Source organism: Mycobacterium timonense, assembly GCF_025821985.1.
GTDB lineage: Bacteria > Actinomycetota > Actinomycetes > Mycobacteriales > Mycobacteriaceae > Mycobacterium > Mycobacterium avium.
This window is the reverse complement of record NZ_JACKSY010000051.1, coordinates 67107-80936: the sequence shown is the minus strand read 5'-3', so window position 1 is coordinate 80936 and position 13830 is coordinate 67107. Positions and strand designations below refer to the sequence as shown.

12 protein-coding genes are annotated in these 13830 nt (G+C 70.7%); 9 read left to right on the top strand and 3 right to left on the bottom strand.

Going from position 1 to position 13830, the window contains the following annotated elements:
- Positions 1-54: 54 nt before the first annotated feature.
- Positions 55-639, bottom strand: a complete 585-nt coding sequence (locus H7I87_RS14445) for a TetR/AcrR family transcriptional regulator (RefSeq protein ID WP_003874323.1) — start codon at positions 637-639, stop codon at positions 55-57.
- A gap of 200 nt (positions 640-839) precedes the next feature.
- Here H7I87_RS14445 and H7I87_RS14440 point away from each other — a divergent pair, with 200 nt between their 5' ends.
- From H7I87_RS14440 to H7I87_RS14430, 3 genes are read left to right on the top strand one after another with little or no spacing between them, the layout of a single operon-like run.
- Entirely contained in the window at positions 840-3065 is a 2226-nt protein-coding gene (locus H7I87_RS14440) for an acyl-CoA dehydrogenase family protein (protein WP_033721311.1), read from the top strand.
- 9 nt (positions 3066-3074) lie between these two features.
- A complete protein-coding gene (locus tag H7I87_RS14435; protein WP_003874320.1) occupies positions 3075-4283 on the top strand; it encodes a thiolase family protein in 1209 nt (402 codons plus the stop codon).
- Positions 4284-4288: 5 nt separating this feature from the next.
- Entirely contained in the window at positions 4289-4702 is a 414-nt protein-coding gene (locus H7I87_RS14430) for a Zn-ribbon domain-containing OB-fold protein (RefSeq protein ID WP_009979933.1), read from the top strand.
- Positions 4703-4705: 3 nt separating this feature from the next.
- On the opposite strand, the gene H7I87_RS14425 is transcribed toward H7I87_RS14430, so the two are convergent.
- Entirely contained in the window at positions 4706-5710 is a 1005-nt protein-coding gene (locus tag H7I87_RS14425) for a LacI family DNA-binding transcriptional regulator (protein WP_023860860.1), read from the bottom strand.
- Positions 5711-5969: 259 nt separating this feature from the next.
- On the opposite strand from H7I87_RS14425, the gene H7I87_RS14420 reads away from it, so the two are divergent.
- Genes H7I87_RS14420 through H7I87_RS14395 form a run of 6 tightly spaced genes read left to right on the top strand, consistent with a single transcriptional unit; the run spans position 5970 to position 12220 of the window.
- A complete protein-coding gene (locus H7I87_RS14420; protein WP_063971774.1) occupies positions 5970-7325 on the top strand; it encodes an amidohydrolase family protein in 1356 nt (451 codons plus the stop codon).
- Between the two features lie 2 nt (positions 7326-7327).
- Positions 7328-9658 (top strand): CaiB/BaiF CoA-transferase family protein, encoded by a 2331-nt coding sequence (locus H7I87_RS14415; RefSeq protein ID WP_044544283.1) that lies wholly within the window; start codon positions 7328-7330, stop codon positions 9656-9658.
- 1 nt (position 9659) lies between these two features.
- Positions 9660-9989, top strand: a complete 330-nt coding sequence (locus H7I87_RS14410) for a hypothetical protein (protein ID WP_011726565.1) — start codon at positions 9660-9662, stop codon at positions 9987-9989.
- Positions 9979-11145 carry a thiolase family protein gene (locus H7I87_RS14405; protein WP_011726564.1) on the top strand — a complete coding sequence of 389 codons (1167 nt, stop codon included), beginning with the start codon at positions 9979-9981 and terminating at the stop codon, positions 11143-11145. Before H7I87_RS14410 ends, H7I87_RS14405 begins: the two co-directional genes overlap by 11 nt.
- Positions 11142-11573, top strand: a complete 432-nt coding sequence (locus H7I87_RS14400) for a Zn-ribbon domain-containing OB-fold protein (protein WP_009979923.1) — start codon at positions 11142-11144, stop codon at positions 11571-11573. Before H7I87_RS14405 ends, H7I87_RS14400 begins: the two co-directional genes overlap by 4 nt.
- Positions 11570-12220, top strand: coding sequence for a PadR family transcriptional regulator (locus H7I87_RS14395; RefSeq protein WP_009979921.1), 651 nt, complete (start codon positions 11570-11572; stop codon positions 12218-12220). Before H7I87_RS14400 ends, H7I87_RS14395 begins: the two co-directional genes overlap by 4 nt.
- Here the strand turns inward: H7I87_RS14395 and fadD1 are convergent.
- Positions 12159-13799, bottom strand: coding sequence for a fatty-acid--CoA ligase FadD1 (gene fadD1, locus H7I87_RS14390; RefSeq protein ID WP_063971772.1), 1641 nt, complete (start codon positions 13797-13799; stop codon positions 12159-12161). The genes H7I87_RS14395 and fadD1 overlap by 62 nt on opposite strands.
- Positions 13800-13830: the final 31 nt, after the last annotated feature.

The window sequence follows — 13830 nt, the reverse complement described above, 5'->3', positions numbered from 1 at the left end:
TTGCGGCGCACGTCGGATCGGCGAATCCGCAGCGCCGCCAAGGCCGTCCGGGCGTCAGCCTGCGGTCAGGGCGGCCACGATGAGCCGGGTGGTGTGTTCCGCCCGGCGGCGCGAATAGCGTTGCGCGCCGGACAGAATCGGATACACCACACCACCGACGATGGCGTCCGCGGCCGATTCGGCGGTGGCCGCGTCCACGCCCTCGGCCAGCAATCGAGCCCGCACGCTGTCGTGCAGCGGCGCGCTGAACCCGGCGCGCAGTTTGACCGCGGTGTCCTCGTGCTCCATGCACGCCACGGTCAGGGTGCGCAGCATGGCCGAACCGCGCGGCGTCGTGAGGCTGGTGACCAGCTTGCCCACCCAGCCGACCAGGTCGGCGGCCAGATCGCCGCTGTGTTCGACGGACGCGAGCAGCCTGTCGGCGTCTTCCAGCATCACGTCGGCGACCAGGGCGGGACGGGTGGGCCACCAGCGGTAGATGGTCTGCTTGCCCACCCCGGCGCGGGCGGCGACCGCCTCGATGGTCAGCCCGTCGAACCCCCGCTCCAGCAGCAGTTCCCGGGTCGCGGTGACGATCGCGGTGCGCGACTTCTCGCTGCGTCTCCGCGGCGCGGCGGGCCCGTTGGGATCGGTTGGCATCTGGTGGTCCTCGCTTCTGCGGATCCGCAGTCGGCGCCCGCTCGCCGGGGATCGGGCGCGCTTTACATATCCTGACCCGCCCCGGTAGTCTGCCACAAGACGAGACGGTCCGTCTTGCGAAAGGTGCGGCGGGTCGCCGCCAGCGGAGTCGAGAGGAATCGGTCGGTGCGGCCATCGCCAGTGACAGTGCGGCCGTCCTCATGACCCTGGGGTTGAGTCCGGAGCAGCAGGAGCTCGGCGACGCCGTCGGGCAGTTCGCCGCCCGCAACGCTCCCATCGCCGCCACCCGGGACAGCTTCGCCGAGCTCGCCGCGGGCCGGCTGCCGCGATGGTGGGACAGCTTGGTCGCCAATGGTTTTCACGCCGTGCACCTGCCCGAGGAGCTGGGCGGTCAGGGCGGCCGGCTGATGGACGCCGCCTGCGTGCTGGAGTCGGCCGGCAAGTCGCTGTTGCCCGGTCCGCTGCTGCCGACGGTGGCCGCCGGCGCGGTCGCGCTGCTGGCCGACCCGGCACCGGCCGCGCGGTCGGTGCTGCGCGACCTCGCCGCCGGCGTCCCCGCGGCCGTCGTGCTGCCCGGCGACGGTGACCTGCATGCCGGGGCCGGCGACGGGCACTGGCTGCTCAGCGGCGCCTCGGAGGTCACCGCGGGGGTGTGCGCGGCGCGCATCGTCCTGGTCGGCGCGCGGACCCGGGACGGCGAGCTGGTGTGGGCGGCGGTGGACACCGAAAAGCCCACGGCCACAGTCGAACCCATTTCCGGGACCGACCTCGTCGCCGACGCCGGGGTGCTGCGGCTGGACAACCACCGCGTCCTGGACTCCGAGGTGCTCACCGGCATCGACCCCGAGCGCGCCCGCTGCGTGGTCCTCGGGCTGGTCGCCGCCACGACCGCCGGGGTGATCCAGTGGTGCGTGCAGGCCGTCACCGCCCACCTGCGGATCCGCGAGCAGTTCGGCAAGGTGATCGGAACCTTCCAGGCCCTGCAGCACAACGCGGCGATGCTGTTGGTCAGCAGCGAGCTGGCCACCGCGGCGGCCTGGGACGCGGTCCGCGCCGGCGACGAATCGCTCGACCAGCACCGCATGGCCGCCGCCGGCGCGGCGGTGATGGCGATCTCGCCCGCCCCGGACCTGGTGCTCGACGCGTTGACGATGTTCGGCGCCATCGGCTTCACCTGGGAACACGACCTGCACCTGTACTGGCGGCGCGCCATCAGCCTGGCCGCCTCGATCGGGCCGGCCAACCGCTGGGCCCGCCGGCTCGGCGAGCTGACCTGCACCCGGCAGCGCGACATGGCGGTCAACCTGGGCGACGCGGAATCGGAGTTTCGCGCCAAGGTAGCCGAAACCCTCGATGCCGCATTGGAATTGCGCAACGACCAGCCCGGCCGCCAGGGCGACTACCCGGAATTCGAGACGGGGCCGCAGCGCACGCTGATCTCCGATGCCGGCCTGATCGCGCCGCACTGGCCCAAGCCCTGGGGTCTGGACGCCGGCCCGCTGCGCCAGCTCATCATCGACGACGAGTTCGCCAAGCGGCCCGCACTGGTTCGGCCGTCGCTGGGCATCGCCGAATGGATCCTGCCCTCGGTGATCCGCGCCGCGCCGAAAGACCTGCAGGAGAAGCTGATACCGCCGACGCTGCGCGGCGAGGTCGCGTGGTGCCAGCTGTTCAGCGAACCCGGCGCCGGCTCGGACCTAGCCGCGCTGTCCACCCGGGCCACCAAGGTCGACGGCGGCTGGACCATCAACGGCCACAAGATCTGGACGTCGGCCGCCCACCGGGCCGACTACGGCGCCCTGCTGGCCCGCACCGACCCGCAGGCCGGCAAGCACCGCGGCATCGGCTATTTCGTCGTCGACATGCGCTCCGCCGGGATCGAGGTCCAGCCGATCAAAACCGCCACCGGTGACGCGCATTTCAACGAGGTGTTCCTCACCGACGTCTTCGTGCCCGACGACATGCTGCTGGGCGAACCGACCGGGGGCTGGAACCTCGCAATCGCCACCATGGCCGAAGAACGCTCGGCCATCAGCGGTTACGTCAAGTTCGACCGCGCGGCCGCACTGCGCCGGCTGGCGGCCCAACCGGGGCCGGACCGCGACGACGCGCTGCGCGAGCTCGGCAGGCTGGACGCCTACACCAACGCGATCAAGGCGCTGGGAGTGCGCGAGACCATCCGGCTGCTCGACGGCCAGGCGTCCGGGCCGGCGTCCAGCATTGCCAAGGTGGCGATGAATGTGCTGCTGCGACGGACATTCGAGGCCACGCTGCAGCTGACCGGGCGACTGGCGATGGCTGCCGACTCCGACCCCGCCGTCGTCGAGCCGTATCTGCATCTGCCCGCCGAACTGATCGGCGGGGGCACCCGCGAGATCCAGCTCAACATCATCGCGCAGATGATCCTCGGACTACCCCGAAAGTAGGTTGTGCACATGGGATTACGCGGGGAAGCCGCGATCGTCGGATATGTCGAGCTGCCGCCGGAGCGGCTCAGCAAGGCCTCACCGGCGCCGTTCGTGCTGGAGCAGTGGGCCGAGCTGGGCGCGGCGGCACTGCAGGACGCCGGGCTGCCCGGCGAGGTGGTCAACGGGATCGTCGCCTCGCACCTGGCCGAGTCCGAGATCTTCGTGCCCTCCACCATCGCCGAATACCTGGGCGTGGGCGCACGATTCGCCGAGCACGTCGACCTGGGCGGGGCCAGCGCCGCGGCCATGGTGTGGCGCGCGGCCGCCGCGATCGAGCTCGGCATCTGCGACGCCGTGCTGTGCGCACTGCCCGCCCGCTACATCACGCCGTCGTCGAAGAAGAAGCCCCGGCCAATGGTCGACGCGATGTTCTTCGGCTCGTCGAGCAACCAATACGGTTCTCCACAAGCCGAATTCGAGATCCCGTACGGCAACCTCGGCCAGAACGGCCCGTACGGCCAGGTGGCCCAGCGCTACGCCGCGGTCTACGGCTACGACGAGCGGGCGATGGCCAAGATCGTCGTCGACCAGCGGGTCAACGCCAACCACACCGACGGGGCGATCTGGCGGGACACGCCGCTGACCGTCGAGGACGTGCTGGCCAGCCCGGTCATCGCCGACCCGCTGCACATGCTCGAGATCGTCATGCCCTGTGTCGGCGGGGCCGCCGTCGTGGTCGCCAACGCGGACCTGGCCAAGCGGGCGCGTCATCGCCCGGTGTGGGTCAAGGGATTCGGCGAACACGTGCCGTTCAAGACCCCGACCTACGCCGAGGACCTGCTGCGCACCCCGATCGCCGCGGCCGCCGACACCGCGTTCGCCATGACCGGCCTGAGCCGTGCCCAAATGGACATGGTGTCGATCTACGACTGCTACACCATCACGGTGCTGCTGTCGCTGGAAGACGCCGGCTTCTGCGAGAAGGGCAGGGGCATGGAGTTCGTCGCCGACCATGACCTCACCTTCCGCGGCGACTTTCCACTCAACACCGCCGGCGGCCAATTGGGTTTCGGCCAAGCGGGTTTGGCCGGGGGCATGCACCACGTCTGCGACGCCACCCGCCAGATCATGGGCCGCGCCGGCGCGGCGCAGGTCCCCGACTGCAACCGGGCCTTCGTGTCCGGCAACGGGGGGATCCTGTCCGAGCAGACCACACTCATCCTCGAGGGAGACTGATCGCAATGACCACCTTCGAGCGGCCGATGCCCGTCAAAACGCCCACCACCGCGCCGTTTTGGGATGCGCTCGCGCAGCATCGCATCGTCATCCAGTACTCGCCGTCGCTGCAGTCCTACGTGTTCTACCCGCGGGTGCGCGCGCCCCGCACCCTGGCCGACGACCTGGAATGGCGGGAGATCTCCGGGATGGGGACGCTGTACTCCTACACGGTGGCCCACCGGCCGGTCAGCCCGCACTTCGCCGACGCGGTGCCGCAGCTGCTGGCCATCGTCGAATGGGACGAGGGCCCAAGGTTTTCCACCGAAATGGTGAACGTTGACCCGGCCCAGCTGCGGGTCGGGATGCGGGTGCAGCCGGTGTTTTGCGACTACCCAGAGCACGACGTCACGCTGCTGCGCTACCAGCCCGCGGACTGAGCTTCAGGTCGACGATCGCACCACCAGACGCGCGATGTCGGTCAGCTCGGGCGAGGGCGGGGCGGCATGCCCCAGCCGCTCGAAGACCGCCGCCAGCGCCGCGTCGGCCACCGCGCAGGGATCGAATTGCACGGTGGTCAACGGCGGCGTGCTGACCATGCCCATCGGGCTGGCGTCGACGCCCATCACCGCCAGGTCGCCCGGGCAGCGCAGCCCCGCCTGATGGATGCCGTATAGGACGAGGCAGGCGATCTCGTCGCTTTGGGCGCACACGGCGGTCACCCCGTCGCGCACCCAGGCGCTGACCACCGACGCGGCGGTGTCCAGGGTGACCTCGTCGGCGCGCACCGGCGGCAGGCCGCGCAACCGCGCCGCCCGCGATACGCCTTCGAACCAGTAGTCGCCCAGCGGCCGCCAGCGGGCAATCCCGGTGTAGGCGAACGCGATTCGTCGATGCCCTCGCTCGACGAGGTGCGCAATCCGCATCTCGCCGACCGACAGGTGCGGGTCGTTGAGCGCGGGCAGGGTGCCGATCTCGATGTGCGGGATGCCGGCTTCGGTGACCGCCCGGCGGGCCGCGGCGCTCAGGGGGAACAGGCTGGTGACCGCGACGGGGTCCAGGTTGGCGATGGCGTCGACCACGTGCTGGTCGTCGTCGGTCTCGAAAACCTGCACCTGCAGCAGACCCTCGCGGGCCAGGGCGGTGGTCATGCGACTGCCGGCCTGCATCGGCATCTCGCCCACGGCCACGTGCGGGACCACGTAGAGCACCACGCCGCTCTTGCCACGCGCGAGGTTGCGGGCGGCGAGGTTGGGCCGGTAGCCGAGCAGTTTGGCGGCCCGGTACACCGCGTCGCGGGTGTCGGGCGAGATGCGGCGGCCCCGCGCGTTGTTCAGCACGTAACTGACGGTGGCGGTCGACACGCCGGCCAGCCGGGCCACGTCGGCGGTGGTCGGACGTGCCGCCTTGTTGCTGCTCGAATTTCCGTTACCTTGCGGCCCGGTCATGCCTCATGGTGGCATGCCCGCGCGCCCGCGCGGCGCGGCCTGCCGCGACCGCCCCGCCAGCATAGGGACTAATAGTCCCAAAGACGACGGGCCTGTGCGCTCCCGGCCGACCCGCGGGCGCGCCGCCGTTCCGGCGGAAATCGCCGGCCCTGCCGGGCGATACGGCGGCGAGTTGGGAGGCGTGACGCGACGGCCGCCGTTGACACTGCGAGCGGTGCCATTGTCTACTAGTCACTAGTCGGTGACCGAGGAGCACGGCATGAACAAGGACGATCTGATCCTGATCAGCGTGGACGACCACATCGCCGAGCCGGCCGACATGTTCGACGCCCACGTCCCCGCCAAGTACAAGGACCGCGCGCCGCGGGTGGTCGTCGAGCCCGACGGCATCCAGCAGTGGTACTACGGCGACATCCGCGGACGCAACATGGGCCTGAACGCCGTGGCGGGCAAGCCGCGCGAGATGTACAACATCGACGCCAGCCGCTACGACGAGATGCGGCCGGGCTGCTTCAACGTCGACGAGCGGGTCCGCGACATGAACGCCGGCGGCCAGCTGGCGGGCCTGAACTTCCCCAACTTCACCGGGTTCTCCGGCCAGGTGCTCAACCAGGGCCCGGACCGCGAGGTCAACCTGGTGATGATCAAGGCCTACAACGACTGGCACATCGACGAGTGGTGTGCCGCGTACCCGGGCCGGTTCATCCCGTGCGGCATCCTGCCGCTGTTCGACGTGGCCGAGGCCGCCAAGGAGGTCAACCGGTTGGCCGCCAAGGGATGTCACGCGGTGACGTTCTCGGAGAACCCGGAAGCGTTGCAGATGCCCAGCATTCACACCCGGTATTGGTACCCGTTGTTCGAGGCGGTCTGCGAGAACAAGACGGTGCTGTGCACCCACGTGGGCTCGGCGTCGCGGTCCCCGCAGGTGTCGACCGACGCCCCGCCCAGCGTGCAGATGACCGCCTCGTCGATGATGAGCATGTTCACCTTCACCGAGCTGATCTGGGCGCAGTTCTGGGCGGACTTCCCGGAGCTGAAATTCTCCCTCACCGAGGGCGACGTCGGCTGGATACCGTACTTCCTGTGGCGGGCCGAGCACGTCTACAACCGCCATTCGGGCTGGACGCTGGCCACCTTCCCGCCCGGCTACAGCGGCCCCACCGACGTGTTCAAACGACACTTCTACACCTGCTTCATCAGCGACAAAGTCGGTGTGCGCAACATGGATTGGTTCAACGAGGACATGCTGTGCTGGGAGTCCGACTTCCCGCACTCCGACAGCAACTGGCCGTTCGCGCCGGAGGACGTCATCGACACCATGGGCCACCTCGACGACGCGGTGATCAACAAGCTCACCCACGAAAACGCCATGGCCGCCTACTCATTCGACCCGTTTCGGCACATCCCGAAGGAGCAGGCCCGGGCCGGTCACCTGCGCGCCCAGGCGACCGACGTCGACGTGGTCACCCACGTCGGGCACCGGGCCAGCCAGCGCGACCGCGACGCGTGGACGAGGATGACGCAATTCGCCCTGCAGGCCCAGGCGTCAGCCCAGGCGCCGGTGACGGTCGAGGCGGCCGGGATCGCCGGCCGCGTCACCACATTGGGCAACTGAGGGTGGGCCCGGCGCCGTTCGCGCACTGGCGCGTGCTGGAGTTCAGCAACGGCCTGGCGGTCTCCTACTGCGGCAAGATGTTCGCCGACGCCGGCGCCGACGTGGTGAAAGTGGAGTCCCCCCAAGGGGATTCGATGCGCCGCTGGTCGGCGGGCGGGCCGCCCGGGGCGCTGTTCGGCTATCTGGCTGCCGGCAAGAGGTCGGTGGTCGGCCGCGGCCGGGCCGAGGTCGCGGCGCTGCTGGCCGGCGCCGACCTGGTGCTCACCGACCTCACCGACGGCTGGACGCTGGACGAAATCACCGGGCGCACCGGGCCTTCGGCGGTGGTGGTGGCGATCACCCCGTTCGGCACCACCGGCCCCTACGTCGACCAGCAGGTGGTGGCCAACGAGTTCATTCTGCAGGCGCTGTGCGGGTCGATCGCCGGGCGGGGCTGGCCGGGCGACGAGCCGGTGCAGGCCGGCGGCCGGCTGGGCGAATGGCTGGCGGGCACGTTCGCCGCGGCGGCCGCGGCGGCGACCGCCCGGCATGCGGCCCGCACCGGCCGCGGCGAGGTGATCGACGTCTCGACTTACGAGGCCATGGTGATCGCCATGGGCGGTCTGTCCGCCATGTCGGCGAGCGTGCTGGGGGCCGATTCGCTGCTGCACGAACGCAGTTTGGAGCTGCCCTCGATCGTCCCCACCGCCGACGGCATGGTCGGCTTCTGCACCATCACCGCCCAGCAGTTCCAGGATTTTCTGGTGATGATCGACCGCGCCGACCTCGTCGACGACGCCGAGCTGGCATCCTTCGCCGGCCGTGTCGCGCGCCGCGACGAATTCCTGGACATGGTCACCGGGTGGACCCGCACCCGCACCACCCAGGAGATCGTCGACCTGGCGGTGGCGTTCCGAATCCCGGTGGCGCCCATCGCCACTCCCGAGACACTGGCCAAGCTGGACCACTTCGTGCAACGCGGCGTGTTCGTCGAATCACCGGCCGGCGTGCCGGCGCCGCGGGTGCCCTACCGCAGCGATGCCATCACCACCCGGCCGCCGTCGGAGCCGCCGGCGTTGGGCGCCGACAACGGGCGGGTGCACTGGCCGCCCCGGCCCGAGCCGGCCCGCGGCGAGGACGCCGGCACCCTTCCGCTGTCCGGCATCCGGGTCACCGACCTCACCGCGTTCTGGGCCGGCCCGGTCGCCACCCAACTGCTGGGCGCCCTGGGCGCCGACGTGATCAAGATCGAGGGAGTGCGCCGGCCGGACGGCATGCGGTTCTCCGCGGGCCGCCCGCCCGACTGGGACCAGTGGTGGGAGTGGGGCCCGGTCTTCCTGTGCAGCAACAACAACAAGCGGGGCATCAGCGTCGACCTGGGCACCGAGGCGGGACGCAGCATCGCGCTAGGGCTCATTGCCGCAAGCGATCTCGTCGTCGAGAACTTCTCGCCCCGGGTGATGGCGAACTTCGGCCTGGAATGGGACGCGGTGCGCACGGCCAACCCGCGCGCCGTCATGATCCGGATGCCCGCCTTCGGCCTGGACGGCCCGTGGCGCGATCGGGTCGGATTCGCCCAGACCATGGAGCAGGCGACGGGCATGGCCTGGATGACCGGACACCCCGACGGCCCGCCGGTGATCCCGCGCGGCGCCTGCGACCCGATCGCCGGCCTGCACGCCGCTTTCGCGGCAGTGGCCGCGCTGACCGTCCGCGACCGCGAGGGCACCGGCATGCAGGTGGAAGCGACCATGGTGGAGGCGGCGCTGAACGTGGCGGCCGAGATGCTGGTCGAATACTCGCGCAACGGAATCGCGCTGCGCCGCAATGGAAACCGAGGACCGGGCGCCAGCCCGCAGGGCGTGTACCGGTGCCGCGGTGACGACGCGTGGGTGGCGCTGGCGGCGCTGGACGACACCGCCCGCGCGTCGCTGGCCCGGCTGCTGGGCCGCGCGGAGCCGGGCGACACCGGCTGGGACGAGCACGCCGACGACGTCGACAAGCTCATCTCGGACTGGGCCGCGGGCCGTACGGTGGCCGACGCGGTGGACGCGCTGCGCGCCGCCGGGGTGGCCGCCGCGCCCGTCACACCGGCCGCGGCGCTGCTGGCCGACCCGCAGCTGCACGCCCGCGGCTTCTGGGAGACCGTCGATCATCCCGTCGCCGGCTCCTTCCTGTGTACCGGAATGCCTTTCGCGTTCCTCGGCAAACCGCGGCGCTGGCTGCGCCGGGTGCCGCCGCGCTACGGCGAGCACACCGCCGAGGTGCTCACCGAGCTGCTGGGGCACAGCGGCGCCGACCTGGCCGAGCTGCGGGCGTCGGGAACCATCAGCGACCGGCCGGCGGGCCTGTGACATGGCGGTCAGCCTGTGCGTGCCGCCCCGCGCCGGCGAGTTGTGCGCAGCGGTGCGCTTCCTGGTGCGCCGGGACTCGGTGGTGATCGAGCTGACCGCCCGGCACCGCATCACCGGCGTCGAGTGGGACCCCGATGAGCGGGCGGTGGCGATGGTCGTCGAGATCACCGACCCGCAGACGGCCCGACCGGTGGACGTGCGGATCGACGTCCTGGCCAAGGGCGCGCCCCGAGCGGATTCCCGCTGCACACTGATCGGCGAAATCGACCGCGACGGAACACGATTCGACGTCGTTGGCACCTATCTCGGAGTGGTGGCGGATGAAAACTAGACCGGCGAAGCGCACCGCGGCGATCGTCGGCGTGCACAACACCCGGCAAGGCCGGCGCCTGGACGGGGAAACCTCACGCAGCCTGGCGCTCAAGGCCATTCGGGGCGCCCTCGACGACGCTGGGCTGTGCCTCGACGACGTCGACGGGATCAGCGCCGGCCCGCTGTCCACCGCGCTGATCTACGACCTGCGACTGGGCCCGGCGTGGCAGGGGCTCGGGTTCGGGGTCGGCATGATCACCGAGGCGGCCACCGCCATCGAACACGGCATGGCCGAGGTGGTGGTGCTGGTCGCGGCCCAGGCCGGTGAATACCGCGACCACGAGGCCACCGCGCCGTGGACCCGGCCGGAGAACGAATTCGTCGCCCCCTGGGGCATGTTCACCACCGCCGAGTTCGCGCTCATCGCGCGCCGGCACATGCACGTCTACGGCACCACCCGCGAACAACTCTCGACGGTGGCGGCCACCATCCGCAACAACGGGTCACGCAACCCCGAGGCCGTCTACTACCGACGGGGCCCGTTCACGCCGGCCGACATCACCGCGTCGCGGCCCATCGCCGACCCGTTCCACCTGCTGGACTGCGCGACCACCTCCGAGGGCGGCTGCGCGCTGGTGCTGGCCAACCTCGAAAAGGTCGACACCGCAAGCCAACCCATCTACGTGCTGGGCAGCGGCGCGGACTTCCACGGCCCGTCCTACCAGCACCCGCCGGCCTACGACCTGGCGGGCCGGCGCGGCGGCGACGTGAACGGCGTGGTGGGCCGGCGGGCCGCCGACTGCGCCTTCGCCCACGCCGGGCTGCGCCGCGACGACGTCGACGTGCTCGAACTCTACGACCCGTTCTCCTTCGAAATCATCCGCCAGCTCGAGGCATTCGGGTTCTGCGGGGACGGCGAAGGCGGGCCGTTCGTCGCCGACGGGCACATCGCCCTCGACGGCAGCCACCCGGTCACCACCGACGGAGGAACCATGTCGTTCAGCCACGCGGGCTCCAATCCGCAGATGATGCAGCGGGCGATCCGGGCCGTGCAACAGCTGCGCGGCCAGGCCGGCGAGCTGCAGGTCCCCGACGCCCATATCGCCTTGTGCAGCAACGGGGGAGCCGGTGCACTGTTCACCACCGTGCTGATCCTGGGGGACGAGCCGCGGTGACCGCCGAGCCGTTGCGGCCCCAGACCGGGCCGGTGCCGCACGCCAGCAGCCCGCTGAGCGTGCCGTTCTGGGAGGGCTGCCGGTCACGGCAGCTGCGCTATCAGCGGTGCCGCGCTTGCGATCTGGCCAACTTCCCGCCGACCGAGCATTGCCGCCAGTGCCTTTCGGACGACATCGGCTGGCAGCAGAGCGGCGGCCGCGGCGAGATCTACAGCTGGACCGTGGTTCATCGGCCGGTGACCGCGGAGTTCACCCCGCCCTACGCGCCGGCCATCATCACCCTGGACGAGGGCTACCAAATGCTCACCAACGTCGTCGGCGTGCCGCCGGGCGACCTGCGCGTCGGGCTGCGGGTGCGGGTGCAGTTCCACACCGTCGCGGCCGACGTGACGCTGCCGTACTTCACCGCCGAGACGGACGGTTCGTGAGCCCCCGAACCAGCAACGGGCTGCCGGTCACCGCCTACCTGGTGCTCGGCGTGCTGGCGGCCAACGACGAGCGACTCACCGCCGGCGAGATCAAGACGCGCGCCGAACTGTCGGTCGGCCACTTCTACTGGTCGCCGTCGGTCAGCCACGTGCGCCGCGAACTGACCCGGCTGCTGGCCCGCGGCATGGTCGCCCAGACCGGCGCGCAATCCGGCAAGCGGGCCATCACCTTGTACGAGACCACCGACGCCGGGCGCGACGCGCTGCGCCGCTGGGTGCAGCATTTCCCGGGGCAGGACCAGGTGGTGATCAAACACCCCGTCATCCTCAAGACCTGGCTGGCCCGCGGCGAGGATCCCGAACGCATCGTCGACACCCTGGAACGGCATCTGGACGCCACCCGGGCCCGGCTCGACGAGGCGCTGTGGTCGCGGCGGCGGTCGCAGGAACTCGGCATCACCGAGGACCCGGAGCAGCGGTTCTCCTTCGCCGTGCTGGACTACGCGATCCGCGGGCTGTACGCCGAGATCTCCAACATCTCCCAGCTGCGCGACGAGATCGCCGGCGGCACCAGCCGCGACCCGGTCAAACGGGTGCGACGGTCGAAGGGGCAGATCCGTCGCCGGGCACCCCGCAGTCCGGGCTAGCCACCACCGTGTAGGCGGTGCCGCGCGGCTCGCGCTCCCAGAGCACCTCGCCGGCGGCTACCGCGGTGCCCTGCGAGATCAGTTGGCGTTTCAGCACTTTGTGGGTGGCGGTGCTGGGCAGGTCGGCGGCGATGCGGACATAGCGCGGCCGGGCCTTGGGGGACAGGTCGGGCTGTGCGTCCAGGAACACCTCGAACGCGGCCGGGGTCAGGGTTTCCCCGTCGTTGAGGACGACGGCGGCCATCACCTGATCGCCGACATGCCCGTCCGGCACGGCGTACACCGCGACACGGTTGATCGCGGTGTGCCGCAACAGGATTCGTTCGATGGGAGCGGCCGCGAGGTTCTCGCCGTCCACCCGCATCCAGTCCGCGGTGCGGCCGGCCAGGTAGATCCAGCCGTCGGCGTCGCGGTAGGCCAGGTCGCCGGACCAGTACATGCCGTGCCGCATGCGCTCGGCGTTGGCGTCGGGGTCGTTGTAGTAGCCGGTGAAGAAACCGGAACCGGCGGTGTTCACCAACTCGCCCACCGCTTCGTCGGCGTTGATCAGCGCGCCGTCGGCGTCGAACCGGGCGACAGGGCATTCGGTGACGGTATCGCTGTTGTAGATCGCCACCCCGTCGATGCCCCGGCCGATCGAGCCCCTCGGCGTGCCGGGTTCGCGGATCACGATGACGGCGTTCTCGGTCGACCCGAAGCCGTCCTCGACCTGCACACCGAACCGGCGGCCGAACTCCTCGATGTCCTTGTCGTTGGCCTCGTTTCCGAACGCCACCCGCAGCGGGTTGTCGGCATCGTCGGCGCGCTCCGGGGTGGCCAGCACGTAGGCCAGCGGTTTGCCGACGTAGTTCATGTAGGTGGCGCCGTAGCGGCGGATGTCGTCGAGGAAGTTGCGCGCCGAGAATTTCGCCGGCACGATCGCGGCCCCCGAGCACACCGCGGGCGCCCATCCCGCGACCACCGCGTTGGAGTGAAACAGCGGCATCGACACGTAGCAGGTGTCGTGTTCGGTGAGCCCGAAGCGCTGCACCAGATTGCTCCCCGCGAACACCGCCATCAAATGGGATACCTGCACCGCCTTGGGGTTTCCGCTGGTGCCCGAGGTGAAGATCATCATGAACGGGTCCATCGCGGCGACCTCCCGATGCGGGGTCAGCTCCCCGGCGGCGTCGACGAACCCCGCCCAGTCCGGCGTCGAGGTGTCCAGGATCTGCGTGCCGGCAAGGTCCAGTCCGTCCAGCAGCGGCCGGTGCTCGGCGTCGGTCACCACGAACTGGCAGTCGGCCCGGCGAACGTCGGCGGCCAGCGCCTCGCCGCGCCGGGTGGTGTTCAGCCCGCACAGCACGTAGCCGCCGAGGCCGGCCGCCGCCATCTGGCTCAGCATCTCGGGGGTGTTGCCCAGCAGGGTGCCGACGTGCATCGGCCGTCCCGGGTCGGCGGCGTCCAGCAGGGCCGCGGCCCGGGCCGCGGCGTCCCGCAGATACTGGGCCCAACTCCACTGCGTGTCACCGTATTTCACCGCGACACCGGGGTCGGACCACCGCTTGCGCAGCAGCGCCTGGATCGTGTCCTCAGCCATCGGTCGGCCCCACCTTCACTATGCCTGCCCT

Bases quoted from the DNA above. Each gene is read 5' to 3' on its own strand.
- H7I87_RS14445 (WP_003874323.1), bottom strand. From the start codon at position 639: ATGCCAACCGATCCCAACGGGCCCGCCGCGCCGCGGAGACGCAGCGAG.
- H7I87_RS14440 (WP_033721311.1), top strand. From the start codon at position 840: ATGACCCTGGGGTTGAGTCCGGAGCAGCAGGAGCTCGGCGACGCCGTC.
- H7I87_RS14435 (WP_003874320.1), top strand. From the start codon at position 3,075: ATGGGATTACGCGGGGAAGCCGCGATCGTCGGATATGTCGAGCTGCCG.
- H7I87_RS14430 (WP_009979933.1), top strand. From the start codon at position 4,289: ATGACCACCTTCGAGCGGCCGATGCCCGTCAAAACGCCCACCACCGCG.
- H7I87_RS14425 (WP_023860860.1), bottom strand. From the start codon at position 5,710: ATGACCGGGCCGCAAGGTAACGGAAATTCGAGCAGCAACAAGGCGGCA.
- H7I87_RS14420 (WP_063971774.1), top strand. From the start codon at position 5,970: ATGAACAAGGACGATCTGATCCTGATCAGCGTGGACGACCACATCGCC.
- H7I87_RS14410 (WP_011726565.1), top strand. From the start codon at position 9,660: ATGGCGGTCAGCCTGTGCGTGCCGCCCCGCGCCGGCGAGTTGTGCGCA.
- H7I87_RS14405 (WP_011726564.1), top strand. From the start codon at position 9,979: ATGAAAACTAGACCGGCGAAGCGCACCGCGGCGATCGTCGGCGTGCAC.
- fadD1 (WP_063971772.1), bottom strand. From the start codon at position 13,799: ATGGCTGAGGACACGATCCAGGCGCTGCTGCGCAAGCGGTGGTCCGAC.